This is a genomic window from Rhizobium hidalgonense (assembly GCF_002914525.1).
Lineage (GTDB): Bacteria > Pseudomonadota > Alphaproteobacteria > Rhizobiales > Rhizobiaceae > Rhizobium > Rhizobium hidalgonense.
Window position 1 is genome coordinate 40,689 of record NZ_LODW01000104.1, and the last position, 15,367, is coordinate 56,055.

The 15,367-nt window shown below is 60.4% G+C and carries 10 protein-coding genes, 1 tRNA gene and 2 pseudogenes; 4 read left to right on the forward strand and 9 right to left on the reverse strand.

The window, feature by feature from the left end:
- Window positions 1-23 precede the first annotated feature (23 nt).
- Together ATY29_RS30250 and ATY29_RS30260 are read left to right on the forward strand one after the other, a co-directional pair.
- Window positions 24-3,592: pseudogene (locus tag ATY29_RS30250) on the forward strand (sensor histidine kinase); the annotation flags it as partial.
- Between the two features lie 57 nt (window positions 3,593-3,649).
- Window positions 3,650-4,018 carry a response regulator gene (locus tag ATY29_RS30260; protein WP_003570724.1) on the forward strand — a complete coding sequence of 123 codons (369 nt, stop codon included), beginning with the start codon at window positions 3,650-3,652 and terminating at the stop codon, window positions 4,016-4,018.
- 11 nt (window positions 4,019-4,029) lie between these two features.
- On the opposite strand, the gene ATY29_RS30265 is transcribed toward ATY29_RS30260, so the two are convergent.
- Window positions 4,030-5,064, reverse strand: a complete 1,035-nt coding sequence (locus ATY29_RS30265; RefSeq protein WP_097533640.1) for a chemotaxis protein CheB — start codon at window positions 5,062-5,064, stop codon at window positions 4,030-4,032.
- Between the two features lie 245 nt (window positions 5,065-5,309).
- Here ATY29_RS30265 and ATY29_RS30270 point away from each other — a divergent pair, with 245 nt between their 5' ends.
- Window positions 5,310-5,555, forward strand: a complete 246-nt coding sequence (locus ATY29_RS30270; protein ID WP_003570728.1) for a DUF982 domain-containing protein — start codon at window positions 5,310-5,312, stop codon at window positions 5,553-5,555.
- A 190-nt stretch (window positions 5,556-5,745) separates the two neighbouring features.
- Complete coding sequence (locus tag ATY29_RS30275; RefSeq protein ID WP_003570730.1) at window positions 5,746-6,171, forward strand: hypothetical protein; 426 nt, start codon at window positions 5,746-5,748, stop codon at window positions 6,169-6,171.
- A 457-nt stretch (window positions 6,172-6,628) separates the two neighbouring features.
- Here the strand turns inward: ATY29_RS30275 and ATY29_RS30285 are convergent.
- The 8 genes and pseudogenes from ATY29_RS30285 to ATY29_RS30320 all read right to left on the reverse strand — a co-directional run bounded on the left by ATY29_RS30285 (window position 6,629) and on the right by ATY29_RS30320 (window position 15,052).
- Window positions 6,629-7,419, reverse strand: a pseudogene (locus tag ATY29_RS30285) (hypothetical protein).
- Between the two features lie 40 nt (window positions 7,420-7,459).
- Window positions 7,460-7,750: a hypothetical protein gene (locus ATY29_RS38590; protein WP_193550379.1), complete on the reverse strand. Its 291-nt coding sequence runs from the start codon at window positions 7,748-7,750 to the stop codon at window positions 7,460-7,462.
- 47 nt (window positions 7,751-7,797) lie between these two features.
- Window positions 7,798-8,772, reverse strand: coding sequence for a formylglycine-generating enzyme family protein (locus tag ATY29_RS30295; RefSeq protein WP_097533641.1), 975 nt, complete (start codon window positions 8,770-8,772; stop codon window positions 7,798-7,800).
- A 72-nt stretch (window positions 8,773-8,844) separates the two neighbouring features.
- The gene (locus tag ATY29_RS30300; RefSeq protein ID WP_003570735.1) at window positions 8,845-10,509 is read right to left on the reverse strand and encodes an arylsulfatase; all 1,665 of its coding nucleotides are present in this window, start codon (window positions 10,507-10,509) and stop codon (window positions 8,845-8,847) included.
- Between the two features lie 227 nt (window positions 10,510-10,736).
- Window positions 10,737-11,060, reverse strand: coding sequence for a hypothetical protein (locus ATY29_RS30305; protein WP_173883801.1), 324 nt, complete (start codon window positions 11,058-11,060; stop codon window positions 10,737-10,739).
- Window positions 11,061-11,172: 112 nt separating this feature from the next.
- Window positions 11,173-11,249 (reverse strand) — tRNA-Arg (locus tag ATY29_RS30310).
- Between the two features lie 123 nt (window positions 11,250-11,372).
- A complete protein-coding gene (locus ATY29_RS30315; protein WP_003570736.1) occupies window positions 11,373-12,893 on the reverse strand; it encodes an ATP-binding protein in 1,521 nt (506 codons plus the stop codon).
- Between the two features lie 158 nt (window positions 12,894-13,051).
- A complete protein-coding gene (locus ATY29_RS30320) occupies window positions 13,052-15,052 on the reverse strand; it encodes a methyl-accepting chemotaxis protein (RefSeq protein ID WP_097533642.1) in 2,001 nt (666 codons plus the stop codon).
- Between the last annotated feature and the right edge of the window lie 315 nt (window positions 15,053-15,367).

Consider the following 15,367-nt stretch of genomic DNA (forward strand, 5'->3'; position numbering starts at 1 on the left):
GTTTTCGGGTCGGGAGGTGCGCTATGGACGAAGAACAATCTGGGAAGCATGTAAGCACGGATCACCAGCCGAAAACGAAGCCTAGCGACTCATTGAGAAAGAGCGACGGCAAGGCCGATATCCAAAGCGACGACATATCGGCGCTTCCGATTATCGGCATCGGCGCATCGGCAGGCGGCATTTCGGCGCTCAGCCGGTTCTTTGACGCAATGCCCGATGACAACGGCTGCGCCTTTGTGGTTGTGCTGCACCTTGATCCGGTGCGCGAGAGCGAACTCGCGCGCATATTGAGCGCCCACACCGCCATGCCGGTTGCCCAGATCACCGACGGAACGACGATCGCGCCAGGCCATGTTTACGTCATCGCTCCCGGTTCCGATTTGAGCGTCCGAGACGGAGCGCTGCACATGGCCAAACCTTCCGCATCACACGGCCACCCGGTTGATGTGCTGTTCAGTTCACTTGCGCGCGATCGGGGCGAGCGAGCGATTGCCGTCGTCCTTTCGGGAACCGGAAGCAACGGTACGGAAGGCCTCAGGGACATCCGAGCCGAGGGCGGCATGAGCCTGGTGCAGGCGCCCGAGACCGCAGAATTCGACGGCATGCCGAGGAGCGCCATTCTGGCCGGCATGGCCGACCACGTCCTGCCTCCGGAAAAAATGCCGGAGGCTCTGCTTGCCTTCGTAAAACATGGCTACATCGTGCATCCCGCGGCCATCGACGTCAGCTCGTCCGAGAGCCCGGCAACGCTGGGCAATGTGCTGGATCTTTTGCGGGCTCGCGGCGGTTACGATTTCCGGGGCTACAAGCACTCGACGCTCGGGCGGCGTGTCCATCGTCGTCTTGGACTGAGAAATATCGATACTCTGGATGCCTATGTCGACGACCTCAGGACCAATCCGCATGAGCTCACGACGCTGGCTGGCGACCTGATGATCAACGTGACCGGATTCTTCCGGGATGCCGAGGCATGGAAGGCTTTGGCTGAACTGGTGATCGCCCCCATTGTCGAGCAGCGTGAGACCGGCGCGGCAATCCGTGTCTGGACGCCTGCCTGCTCCACCGGCGAGGAAGCCTATACCATTGCCATGCTGGTGACGGAACTGGCTGAAGCGGCTGGAAAGCGGTTCCAACTCAAGGTGTTCGCCACCGATGCCCAGGAAGAAAATCTTCGAAAGGCGCGGGAGGGCAGTTATCCGGCGGCCGCCATGTCTGCTTTCCCTGCGGCGCGCCTGAAACGCTTCTTCGAAAAACACGACAGTATGTTCCAGGTCAGCAAGGAGCTTCGAGACATGGTCGTGTTCGCGGCACAGAACCTGCTGCGCGATCCCCCCTTCTCCCGGCTGGACCTGGTAACCTGCCGCAATGTGCTGATCTATCTGGATGCCGAATCGCAGCAGCGGATCATCACTCTATGTCATTTTGCCCTGCGTCCCGGCGGACATCTTTTTCTGGGCAATGCCGAAACGATTGGCCGGCATGAGGAGTTATTCGAAACCGAGTCGAAGAAATGGCGGATCTACCGGAAACTCGGCGCAGGACGGCATCATCTCATCGATCATCCGCCGACGCGCCTATCAACTGGACTATTGCCGATGGATAAATCGACACCGCCCCCTGAGCCTAATCTGCCGGCTGCGGAACTGGCCCGACGTGCGCTGCTCGATCGCTTCGCCCCTGCATCGGTGCTGATCGACGAGAAGGCGCGCGTATTGTATTTCCACGGAACGACCAGGGAATATCTGGAGCATCCGTCAGGGGAACCGACCCGGGATTTGCTTTTGATGGCGCGTGATGGGCTGGCCCCCACACTTCGCGCCGCGATCCGACAAGCATCCAGAGAGAACAGGAGCGTCACTGTCGATGCCTTGATGCGCGAAGACAAGGTCGGCCTTTCCGTCACGATGACGGTGACACCGGTGCCGAGTGCTGCCCAGAGCGGCCCGTTCCTTCTCGTCAGTTTTGTCCCAGCCTTGCCGCAGCTCGATCACACAAGGATGCCTGTCGGCGAGGCCGCCGAAGACGCCTCGGCGGGCGAACGCGCTTTGCTGGAAGAATTGAAGGCCACGCGCGCCGAGTTGCAGAACACCATCGAACATCAGGAAACCACCAACGAGGAATTGAAGGCCTCGAACGAGGAAGCGATCTCGATGAACGAGGAGCTTCAATCGACCAACGAGGAACTCGAGACTTCGAAGGAGGAGCTGCAGTCCTTCAACGAGGAACTGAATACCGTCAACAGCCAGCTTCAGTACAAGATCGGTGAGCTGGAAAGTACGACCAACGACCTTCACAATCTCCTGACCGGATCGGAAACGGCGACCCTGTTCCTCGACGAGACGTTTCGCATTCGCTGGTTCGCCCCTGCCATCAAGGACCTGTTCGATCTTGCGCCATCCGATGTCGGGCGGCCGATTTCCGCTTTCGCGCAGAAGTTCTTCGATGAGAATCTCCTGCGCGACGCCGAGACCGTCCTGAAGAAACTGAGGCCATCGAGGTCGAAGTACCAAGCTCCGACCGCTGGTATTTGCGACGGATGCTGCCCTATCGCACACAGGACAATCGCATTGCGGGTGTCGTGATCACATTCCACAATATCACCGACCGAAAACGCGACGCCGACGCGATCAACGACGCCCGCATATTTGCGGAAACCATCGTTCGAACCGTCCAGCATCCATTGCTGGTGCTCAACCGCGATCTGCGTGTCCAGACAGCCAATATAGCTTTCCGCGAACTCTTCGCTGTGTTCGAGGAAGAGCCGAAGGGACGTTTGATCTTTGAACTGGGGAGCGGCGAATGGAATAATCCTCCGCTTCGCTCGCTTCTGGACAAGGTCGTCTCTGCCGGCGACGAAATCCACAATTTCGAGATCGAACAGGATTTCCGCCTGAGTGGACACAAATCCATGCTGCTCACCGCAAGCCGGCTGCCGCAGCAGCGGGGTCGGGACGAGTTGATCCTGGTGGGGATCGAAGACGTCACCGATCGCAAGCGCGCGGCGCGGCATCGGGAAATCCTCATCGCCGAACTCAATCATCGTGTGAAAAATACATTGGCGGTGATCCAGTCGATCGCCAGCCAGACCCTAAGCCAGGCTTCGACGGTGGAGGAAGCGCGCAATGCCTTCGGTTCGCGATTGGTCAACCTGGCTAAAGCGCACGACGTGCTGACCCGAGAAAGCTGGGACGGCGCCGATCTTGTCAATATCGTCACCGACACGGTCAATCCGCATGCGGGGGGAGAAAATCGCTTCCGCATCGAGGGTCCGCATGTTCGGCTGGGACCGAGCTCGGCGCTGGCAATGTCGATGGCTCTGCATGAATTGTGCACCAACGCCGCGAAATACGGAGCGCTCTCCAGTGATGCAGGCCAAGTCGCCATCATCTGGCGGCTCGTCGGAGAGGGTGACGACCGCCGCCTGAATTTCACCTGGTCAGAGAATGGCGGGCCTCCCGTGAACATTCCGACGCGCAAGGGTTTCGGATCCCGTCTGATCGAACGTGCCTTGGCCCAGGAACTTAGCGGCACAGTCAGCGTTACCTACGAGCCGTCGGGCGCGATATGCATCATCGATGCGCCAATGCCGTGACAGCGATAGGGTTGGGGACACCGATGGTTTGGGGACGGCGATGGGTAGGCGCCACACATGACCAAACGAGGAGCGTTGCGGATTCTCGTCGTCGAGGATGAAGTCCTGGTCGCGATGATGCTCGAAGACTTGCTGATCGAAATGGGGCATGAGGTCGTCGGTCCTGCATTTCGCATTCACGACGCACTGGAATTTGCGCGGCAAGCCGACCTTCACTTCGCAATACTCGACGTCAATCTTGCGGGGAGCCAGTCGTTCCCCGTCGCAGATATCCTGCGCGAGCGACATATCCCGTTCGTCTTTGCCACCGGTTACGGTGCCGAGGGCTTCCGAGATGGCTATCGTGATGATGTCACCCTGCATAAGCCCTACGATTTTGGCGACCTCGAGCGGGCAATCGCAGCGGTATTGGTGAGCCATTGCTGACCGGAAGCATTTCAGCCGGCTTTGCCATGTGCGCGGGCGGCAATGGGGGGCTCTGCCGAGGATTCCGGCGTCAGCCAATCCTGCTCGACGAGGTCGCGGAGTTTGTATGCACGATCCAGCGCCTGCCTGCTGGCGGCGTGCCACTGCGCGGAAATATCGGGATGGGGCGCATGCGTGTACTCGGCCATCTGAAGGCAGAATTCAGCCCGCTCGTTGAGGAACCTTACGGCCGCGCGCATGACCTTTTCCATTTCTTCGAACTGCGCTGCAGCCATGACCTCCGAGGTGTAACTATGGCCGATGTGGCAGCCGAACTTGAGGATGGATCCCCGTTCGAACTTCTTCAGCGCGCCGCCGCATTCCGGGCAAGTGACCGTCAACGGCCGATCGAATGTTCGGCCGGCGACGATCTCAGGCTCCTGCTCATGATCGAGTAGAGAAGAAGTTTCAGCCATCGGCACTTCCTTTCCTGTCTTTCCCTCGATCAGCTTCAACAAACATCCGGGCATGGCCGCCAGTGGCAGGCAATAGTCCAGTTCGACATGTTCGGCCGCGCTTTCCGGCATCTGGGAATAAGGTGCGTCGTCCGGATCCTGCGCGATCGCGACGCCCCCTCGTCGCTTGATCTCGTACAGGCCCAATGTTCCGTCATTCAGCCTGCCGGTCAGTATAACGCCGATTGCGGCTGGCCCATAGTGTTCTGCGACACTCCGGAACAGGGGGTCGATTGCCGGCCTGGCACAGTTTTCCTTCGGACTTCTCAAAAGACGCAGCTGTCCGTCGACGACGATCATGTGACGATCCGGCGGCGCCAGATAGATGCAGCCCGATTGGATGTTTTCACCATCCTCGGCGTGTTTTGCCGGAACCGGCCCTGCTGCAGACAGGATCGCCGGCAGTTCGCTTCGATGTGCGCCGATGTGCAGGACGACCAGAACCGGCACAGGCAATGTCGCGGGAAGGGCTGCGGCGAGTTCGTGCAAAGCACCAACACCTCCGGCCGACGCCCCAATTGCGATAATCGAAGAGCGAGTCATAAAAGCCATCCGGATTGCGCGTTTGACGTAGTTGGGCTAACGCGCAAGGGAGGTGATTGTTCGATGTCAGGTTTTTCGGTTGCGCCTTACAGGGGAAGACAAGCGTTCGACGGACGCATATTCGATGGCCAGCGCGCCGACGATCCGCCAGCAAAATACGAGAAAGCATCTCGTCCACGCCGTCCCTCGCCACGCCGGGCAAATTGCCCTATGTGAGCAGGCGGCACAGAGCACGCAGCGGAGGTCCTGAGATCATGCAAACCATTTGGAAGAAGCCGGTGACGCTCGCTCTTGAAGGCCCGGATCAGTGGGTGGTCATCCAGACGACCCAGGCCGCAACATGGGCGTTGATCGAAGACTGGCCGACGGACGAGGGTCCGGCCCTGGATCGGGCGTGTGCGGTTTGCGCGGATGTAATGTCGGGCAAAAGAACCCGGGAAGAGGCACGGCAGGCCTTTATCGAAGCGGCGATCGAAGCGGGAATCCCGATCAAGGAGTAGGGCCAGGCGGCCCAAGAGCCCACATCGCCAATCCCCACAATATTGTTCGACATTCAACATTCCATGGTTGCAACGGCGAGCAATCTAGCGTAAGAACATTTCATGAACTAGGAAAAAAATCTTATAGCGGTTTTGAGATTACCTGATCCCGTCAAATGACGACAGGTAATTGCACGCGGTGGAGGCCAAGATGCGAAAGGTCGGCATGAGGAAGAAGGGCGCGATGGTCTATGGCCAGCGGCTGTTGGCATTGGTTTCGATACTGCTGGGAAGCGCTGTACAGGCCTTTCCCTGCGATCAGCCGGTTGTGATTTCCAATTGGTCGCTCTGTGCGATCGCCAATGTAAGCGATGAGGGTGGCGCCGCGGATTGGAAAGCCGTTCCTGCATGGACTCGCCAGAAAGCCATAAGCGCGTATTTCGGAAACGAGCCGAGGCTCCTGGCAAACCACGGCCTTTGCAACGCAAAATTTCAGCGCGTGGTAACCTGCCTGCCGGGTTGGGAAATGGGCGACCCGGATGAGTGCTCATATCTGATTTGCAGTGGCTATTACTCATCCGCGCTCGGGAAGGAAGAAAGGGAAGACTTTGAGAGAGACTACCCGACCGCTCAATAGTTTCTCGGGTCGCTGCCTTGGGCAGTTACTGGAGCGACCGTCGCGGCAAACTTTTCATCCGCTTGCATTCTTGAACACGAGGCACTGTGTGAACCGGTTGCCGCTTTCCACTGAACCAGACCAATTCACCATAATTTCCCCTTCAAGCGTCATAACCTCTGACAAAGCTCTTCCTAGATCCCAGACAAGGGGGGAGAATTGTTCGTTGGTCAGATTGTCGGCTTGGACGACAAGGTAAGCGTTTGTCTTCATGCGTTGGCAGATCCGGCCGCTCGCTGACCGCGTTGCAGCACTTGAGGGAGGTGGAATTCGATACTTGGGGAATTATCAGCGTGCGTCCGGCTACTCGAAAGGCGAGACCGTCCCGCATCCCCGGAAGCGTTTGGATTGCCCTGAAGACTGTCGCAGAGGGTGAAGCCGAACCGCGCACTGATCCGATGATCTCGGGGCGCAGCAGTTAAAAATGCACGACAAGCCCGAGAACCGGCCCCAGCTGAACGATGTCGAACACAAATCCATCGTTGTTGTAGTCCACGCCGAGAGCGCGATACCCAGCAACGGCAGATACGCTGTCGTTGAAGCGGTAGCCGATTGCCGCGGCGACATCCCAGTCGAAGTCCGCGCCGCCGGCACCGACAAAACCCCATCCGGCCAAATAGACTTGAGGCGTCAACGAATAGGTGCCGCGAAGGCCTGCTAGCCCGTCTACCCAGGTCGCGTCATCGGTTCTCGAAATCCCGTGGAGAATGCCGCCGCTGAAGGAGAGTTCGCTCTCGACGGACCAGACGCGCAGGCCGGCTGCGACATCGAGGCGCGCAGCCTGGTCCTCGTAGATGGTGTAGCCGGCTCCGACAAAGCCCGCGAAGGTCTCGGACGTGAGTTCGACATCGTCGGCGAGAATGCCTCTGGGCGTGCCACCCTGACCCGAAATCTTCGTATACATCACGTCGGCGAAGATGCTGTATGGTCCATAACGAGCTTCCCCGACGGCCATCGCGCCGAAATCGAGATGGTCGAAGATATCGCCGAAGCTGGTGTCGACATGGGTCTCGGGCAATCCAAACTGCGCGACGTCTCCCGAAAGCCCCGCTGCCCAGAAGTAAGACGCGAAGGAAAACGTCCAGCCGTCTTGGTGGTGGTTTCGCGGACCTCGGGAATCATCGGCGAATTGATATCTGCGGCCGTAACGTGATTGGCCAAAAAGACGCTGGAAGCAGATACAAAAGCTAGAAGAAGGCAAGGTTTCATCATTTCCCCCTATGTTTTTCCTCGCTGCGACGCTTATCGATCATCGTTCCGACCAGAGCGTGCCGTCATTGTCGAAGACGGCGATCCGGTCCTGCACGGCGACGAAATCGGGTCCGCTTTCGTTCGTGACGCGCTCGACAAACGCGATGATCGCCGACTTTGCCTCGCGATCGTTCCAGGAGGCAAGCTGCGAGATTGCCGCATCGGCCGCAATCGCAGCCGGGAGGGCGAACAATGGACAGAGCGTGGCGGTGGCCGCCACCTCGAGGGCAAGAGATCGCGTATATCGCATTCCGATACGGATTGCTGCCGGCCCTTTAAAAGCGATCATGTCGAAATCTACTCCAAAGGTGAAGCATTGCCGTCACCTACAAGATCTCACGCATAATGGCGGCGGACGCAGCGAAAGCCGATATGAGTTGTTGCCGAGTTCTCCTCCTGCGCATGGCGAGCCGCAGGCCGATAGCGGCGGCAATAATTCGGGGCGCAAAGATGCGACCCGCCTTTCAGGACGCGCCTTGCAATCCTGATGTCAGGCTGTCCGGGATCGCGGCTTGCCTCGGCAGAACCGGCTCGGGGATTGACGGGGATGCAGCAGCTCATTTCGGCCGGAGCTGGATGCCGCGTCGTCCAGTAGTCGCTCGTCCACTCCCAGACATTACCGATCATGTCGTAAAGCCCGTAGCCATTCGGCGGGAAGCTGCCGACGGGCGAGGTGCGTTCGAAACTATCGGGTTTGAGATCTTCGGTCGGAAACAGGCCGTGCCACGTATTGCCCATGAAACGGCCGTCCGGGATGAACTCGTCTCCCCAGGCAAACTCCTTGCCTTCGAGGCCGCCCTTGGCGGCAAATTCCCATTCCGCCTCCGTCGGCAGGTCCTTACCCCTCCATAGTGCGTAGGCCATGGCGTCCGCGAAGGCGACCTGGACGACCGGATGGTCGAGCTTGCCACGCAGGTTGCTCAAGCCGCCATAGGGTCTGCGCCAATTCGCACCGAACCTGAACTTCCACCATTGAGGCGGACCGCTGCCGGAGACCCGCTTTGGCGGGTCGAAGACCACCGACCCCGGCTTCAGCATCTCGGGCGGCGCGCCGGGGTAATCCTCCGGATTGGAAGCCTTTTCAGCCAATGTCACATAGCCAGTCGCCTCCACGAACTCGGCAAACTGGCGGTTTGTCACCGGCGCAACATCGATCCAGAAGCCATCGACCTTCACCGGATGGACGGGGGCTTCCTCAGGATAATGTTGATCCGAGCCCATGAGGAACCCGCCCCCGTCGATCCAGATCTGGTCGCGAGCGCTGGTCTGCAGGTGCGTTTGACTGGGAGTCGGTCGGCGCGATACCTTCATGCGTCACCTCACCCTGGTTCTTCCATCCGGACGGATCGTCTCACCATACCGTCACAATCGCAACGAATACGCTCACTTCTGCCCCCCCTCCTGCAGCTTTGCAAGCACCTGGTCGAGCGAGAAGCTGCCCGGTTTTTGCCTCGGCGGGAAGTCGATATATGTTTTCAAATGATCGGCCACGAGCGCCTGCGCAGGAACGAGCAGATACGTGCGATCCAAACGCCACCGCTCGTACTCGCCGGAGTTGATGTCGGCCTTCTCGAAGGGATCGGCGCGGAGGTCGAAAATCTTGGGCAGCCGGAGCGGCACAAGTGGGTCCTGCCAGACATCCATCCCGTGTGCTCGCTGCTCCAGGAACACCACCTTCCAACGGTCGTAGCGCAAAGCAGCGAGATTTCCGTCATCGGTCCAGAAGAAATATTCCTTGCGTGCACCGGGCCCGGCGCCGGCCAGCAGGGTGCGCTGGTCGTAGCCATCAAGATGAACCTTGAAGGTCTTGCCGGCCGCGTCATATCCGGTCAGCAGCTTCCGGGCGATGTCCGGCTCGCCGGCTGCCGCCACAAAAGTCGGCACCCAATCCTCGTGTGAGACGAGCTCATTGATCTCGGTGCCCGGCTTGACGACACCAGGCCAGCGGATCGCCCCCGGCGCCCGATAACCGCCCTCCCAGTTTGCGTTCTTCTCGCCGCGGAACGGCGTCGTGCCGCCGTCGGGCCAGGAGAACTCCTCAGCGCCGTTGTCCGTGGTCCACAGTACGACGGTGTTGTCGGCGATACCGAGGTCGTCGAGCTGCTTCAAGAGCCGGCCGACCATGCCATCGTGCTCGACCATGCCGTCGGCCTCGATACCAAGGCCGGTCTTACCCTCCGATTCCGGCTTGAGGTGGGTGTGGATGTGCATGCGCGTCGAATTGAACCAGCAGAAGAACGGCTTATCGGCCTTGGCATTTTTGTCGATGAAAGCCATCGCCGCAGCGAGGAACTCCTCGTCGACCGTCTCCATGCGCTTCTTGGTCAGCGGGCCGGTATCCTCGATCTTCTGCTTGCCCACACGACCGAAGCGCGGATCCTCGGTGGCGTCGTCAGTCTCGCTGGCAACGCACTTGAGCACGCCGCGCGGTCCGTATTTCGCGTGGAACTCCTGGTTCTTCGGGTAGTCGACGTTCTCCGGCTCCTCCTCCGCGTTGAGATGGTAGAGGTTGCCGAAGAATTCATCGAAGCCATGCACCGTCGGAAGGAATTCGTTGCGGTCGCCGACATGGTTCTTGCCGAACTGGCCGGTGGCGTAACCCTGCGGCTTGAGCAAGTCGGCGAGGGTTGGATCTTTCTCGGATAATCCCTCTTTCGCCGCCGGCAGGCCGACCTTGAGCAGCCCCGTGCGGAAGCAGCTCTGCCCGGTGATGAAGGCAGCGCGACCCGCGGTGCAGGACTGCTGCGCATAGAGATCGGTGAAGATTGCGCCTTCCCTGGCGATGCGATCGATGTTGGGCGTGCGGTAGCCCATCATGCCTCGGTTGTAGGCACTGACATTCCAGTAGCCGATGTCGTCACCGAAGATGACGAGGATGTTCGGCTTGCCTCCTCCTGCCGCCTGGGCCGAGGCGTTCTGGACCGCGGGCCTGGTCGCGAAGGCGACTGTGGCGGCCGCTAGCGCACTGCCTCCGAGCAGGACGCTACGCCGGCTGAGAGTGACTTCGTCGTTAGGACGTTCTGCATCGTCTCGATACTCTACACGCATAGCTTCCTCCCTTTACGATAGCTCGGGAGCCGGCAGCCATATGTGTGATGACAAATACAATATTTCGGTAGTCGGAATGTCCCTCGAAAGAATGTCCACGCCGAGGGATCGCCCTCTGAGTGTAGGGGTCCGGCCCGAGCAGGTTGGATTGTACGTTCGCAGAAGGGTGATTGGAAGTATGTTACCGTAAGTTCGGTGGAGCGCTTCGCCTGCTACCGGGGGGTGGGTCAAGCTGATGATGAAGGTCGTCTACGGACCCGCGTGATCTGGTCGCGGGCCTTGCCGCCGTCAACGCGTTCCCGGCCGTAATCGATGGCGCCGGTTCCCTTGCCGTCCATGGCCTCCCATAATACCCGGAAGCGCGTCGCGGCGGCCACCTGGGCAGAATCGAGAACACCTCTCGCCGCCATTGTCGTGATGGCACTTTCGCGGACGTTCATCATCGCGACGACGTCGCGAGGGTTCGTCGTATCGGACGGATGGGCGCGGGAATGAAAGGGGTTCTCCACGAGGACAGGGCGGAGCTTTAACTTCTTAGATGGCGCGAGCATGCCGGGGTATGCCACAGGCCGGATCATCACTATCGCGCGAATGATGTTAGCCCAGAGTTAGCCAGGCATCCGGCTTGCTAAAATTACGCTGATGCTAAGTGATTGAAAAGAATGGCGCACCCGAAGAGATTCGAACTCCTGACCCCCAGATTCGTAGTCTGGTGCTCTATCCAGCTGAGCTACGGGTGCGTGCAACTGCGGCGGTGCCGCTTGCGTGGGCGATCCTCTAAAGCGTCCTTCAGGACAATGCAAGAGCATTTCTGAAAAAATCGCGCGTTTCAAAATTTGCGTCAGCGTGCTTGGGAAATTCCGTCACTTTTCGACGTGCGTCCGACTGCGGTAATCCTCCAGCGAAACCGGGCGATCGGGGATCTCGATGCGGAATAGGGTGCCGACCGTCGGTTTTTCCACCAGTGCGATGGTCCCGCCATGGGCGAGCACCAGCTCGCGGGCGATCGTCAGGCCGAGGCCGGTGCCGCCGGAGCGGGCGGAGCCGCGGAAGGCGGCAAAGAGGTTCTGGCGCGCCTTCAAAGGCATGCCGGGGCCGGTATCATCCACGGTGATGCTGACGACGCTGCCGACGCGCTGGGCGGCGACGGTGATGCGCCTGACTGCCCCAGGGGCTCCTTCGCCCGGCGCGGTCAGCGCCTGCAGCGCGTTGCGGCAGAGATTGTGGATGACCCGGAACAACTGCTCGCCATCGGCATCGACCTTGAGATCGGCGCCGATCTGCTCGGTGAATTCGATGCCGCTTTGCGGATCGATCGCCAGTATGTCCTTGACGTCCTGGATGAGCTCAAGAAGCAGGATGTGGCGGCGGCGCGGGGCCGATTCGCTCGCCTTGCCGTAGGATAGCACCTCGGTGGTATAACCGACGGCGCGGTCAATGGTGCGCAACAGCTTCGGGGCAAAGCTTTTCACCATCGGGTCGTCGACATCGACCAGCCGGTCAGACATCAGCTGCGCCGAGGCCAGGATATTGCGCATGTCGTGATTGATCTTGGAGACGGCAAGGCCGAGAGCGGCGAGGTTCTTCTGCTGCTTCAGCGTCTTCTGCAGCTCCATCTGCATCGAGGTAAGGTTGCGGCCAGCCACCGCCAGTTCGTCGCGGCCGCCGTCGCCGATATAAATATGGGCGGGATTTTCGGGGTCGGAGGAGAACTGCTGCATGCTGCCGGTCAGCCGGCGGATCGGGCCGATCAGGATGCGGTTGATCGCAAAGAAGATCAGCGTCGCGGTGAAGAGCGAGATCAGCACCGACAGCAGCAGGACGTTGCGGGAATAGGCAAACATCGCGGTGCGCAGCTGCCTATCCTTCATCACCACCTCGACGCCGGTATTGGTGTCGCCAACGGGGCCGTAGACGCGGATCATCCTGCTGCCGCCGAAGATCAAGGTATCCAGCGCATCGCGGATCGCCGTTGCCGGCGGCACGTCGGTGAGATCATAGGCTTCATCGACGGAGGTCGGCATATCGGTCGTCGCCAAGAGCCGCGAGGTGCCGTCCTTGCGCAGCACGATCGCCTTGGTGCCAGTCGCCTCCAGCGTCTCCTTCTGCAGCGCGCGCGGCAGCTCGACCGGCTGCAGCCCATCGATGACGATGGCCGCGGCAGCGGCCGTGTTCAGCCTCTCCTCCAGCCAGCGTATGCGCATGCTGGCGACCGAGGGAAAGAAGATCAGGATTTCGGCGAGCATGATAAAGATGACGGTGAGCCAGAGCAGCTTGCCCGACAATCCGCCGAACATGCCCGCTGACGGGCACCGCACCCTTGCGACCTCGCCGGCCGCGGGAATATCCGCCGAAGGATTGTCGCCCTGATCTTGTACCGGCATTCTCGTCTCGCCCGATCGGCAGCGCTTCGGCCGCCCTCACCGTTGGAGCTCTATATTAGACCAAAAGGCTCCGCTTTCAAATCTTTGCGAGCAGCGTCACGTCGCCACAAGAAAACGCCGCCCGGAGGCGGCGTTAAATGGCGCGTGATCAGCAGAGCTTAGAACTCTTCCCAGCTCTGTTCGGCGGCGGGCGCGTTGCCGCCACCGAAGGCGCGGGCGACCTTGGCGATCGCCCGGCGGGCGGGCGAGGCGACCGGCCTTTGCGGCTCGTTGCGGACAAGGGCCACAGGCCTCGGCGCATCATCCGACAGCTTGAAGCGGGAAATGAGATGCACCAGCCCGCTGGCTTCGGCCGAAAGCCTGTGGGTGGCGGCGGAGGTCTCTTCCACCATCGCGGCGTTCTGCTGGGTCACCTGATCCATCTGGTTGACGGCGGTGTTGACTTCCTTGAGGCCGGTCGACTGTTCGGTCGCGGCGGTCGCGATCGAATGGATGTGGTCGTTGATGGCGATGACGCGGGTGCCGATTTCGGCCAACGCCTCACCGGTCGCTTGCACCAGCTTGACGCCGACCTGCACCTCGTTGCCCGACTTGGTGATCAGCGCCTTGATGTCCTTGGCGGCCTTTGCCGAACGCTGGGCGAGTTCGCGCACTTCCTGTGCCACCACCGCAAAGCCCTTTCCGGCCTCGCCGGCACGGGCCGCTTCGACGCCGGCATTCAGCGCCAACAGGTTGGTTTGGAAAGCGATCTCGTCGATGACGTTGATGATCTGGCTGATTTCGCGCGACGCCTGCTCGATGCGTCCCATGGCCTCGACGGCATTGCCGACGACGACACCCGAAGCGCCAGACTTATCCTTGGCTTCGGAGACCATGATGGTGGCTTCGTGCGCCCGTTCGGTGGAGTTCTGGACGACGGCGGTGATTTGATCGAGGGCCGCCGAGGTCTGTTCGAGGGCGGCCGCCTGCTGCTCGGTGCGCTTCGACAGGTCATCGCTGGCATTGCGCAGCTCGGCGGTGTTGCCGTTCATCGCTTCCGTCGTCTCGCGCACTTCGCGCATCGTCGCCTGCAGGGTGACGAAAGTATTGTTGACGTTCTGCTGCAGCTCGGCGAAGGCGCCCTGGAAGCTGCCGCGCATCGTCTGGGTGAGATCGCCTTCGGCAAGGCTGGCGATGACGCGGCGGGTCTCGCCGATGCCGGCATCGACGCTCGAAAGCAGCGTGTTGATGTTGCCGGCGAACTGGTTGAGGTTCTCGTCCTCATAGTCCTTGCCGATGCGGTGGCTGAAATCGCCGGCCGCAGCTGCAGCGACGACGACCGACATGCTCGACTGCAGGTCGTCGCTCTTGGCGCGCATCGCCACTTCCTGGGCGTTCAGGCGCTTGACGGCAAGGCCGTTCTCCTTGAAGACCGCAACCGCGGCGGCCATCTCGCCGATTTCGTCCCGGCGCCCGGCGAAGGGAACCTCGGCGTCGAAATTACCGTCGGCGACCTCCTTGATCGCATGGGTGACGCGCTTGATCGGGCGGCTCAGATGGCTGGTACCGATATAGAAGCCCATGCCGATGCCGGCCGCGATTCCGATGCCGGTGATGCTGAGCACGAGCACCAGCACCCAGGAGCGGAAGCTCTCGATATCGGCGTTGACGGTCTCCAGCGCTGCCTTGTCGGTGGCGACGACCGCGTCGATCTCAGCCTGGAACGCCTTGCGGTTGGCGCGGTTGGCATCATTGTTGCCCTGCGCGCTGGCGGCCTCGGGGCCGACCTCGGTGCCGAGACGGGCCGTTTCCGCGCGGAAGGTGCGGAATTCGGCGGCGCGGGCGACCAGCTTGGCAAAATCGGCCTTCTCGTCCTCGGGGACGAGCGGCGCCCAGCCCGCGATGACCTTGTCGATTTCGTCGAGGCCGGCCAGCAGGCCCTTGGCGAAGTTCGGCGTATCCTTGATCGTTTTTGCGGCATAGATGCCGCGCGATTCCATAACGACCGCGGTGACGAAACGGTTGAGGCGTTCGCCGGCATAGGCGCGGGCGGCAGCCTGCTCATAGGCCGTCAGGTTGCGACTATATTCGTGCATGGCCGACAATGCCGTTGCGCCGATCAGCAGCGCGACGGAGCCCATCACGCATACCAGCAGATTAATTTTGCCGCGGATCTTCAATGCACTCTCTCCTGAACTACGCCGATGCCTGGAAAGCAAACTCCCAGCCGATGGTGGGAATATCGGCGAAATTTATTAAAGTTAGATTGCCAATATTTACGATTATGGCTGGGTAAAATGATCGGCGTCGATGTCGGCCGGGACGCGGAACCCCCTGAAAAACCGGGCCATCGAGCTGCAGCAACCGACAAACACAACCAGTCAGCGCAGACTGAATTTATTAACACCAGAATGCGAAAATACTTACCAAGCCGGCGAAGCAAAGTGAAATTATCCGGTATAATTGACTTTCACCGGCATCGTCCTTATAAGCCG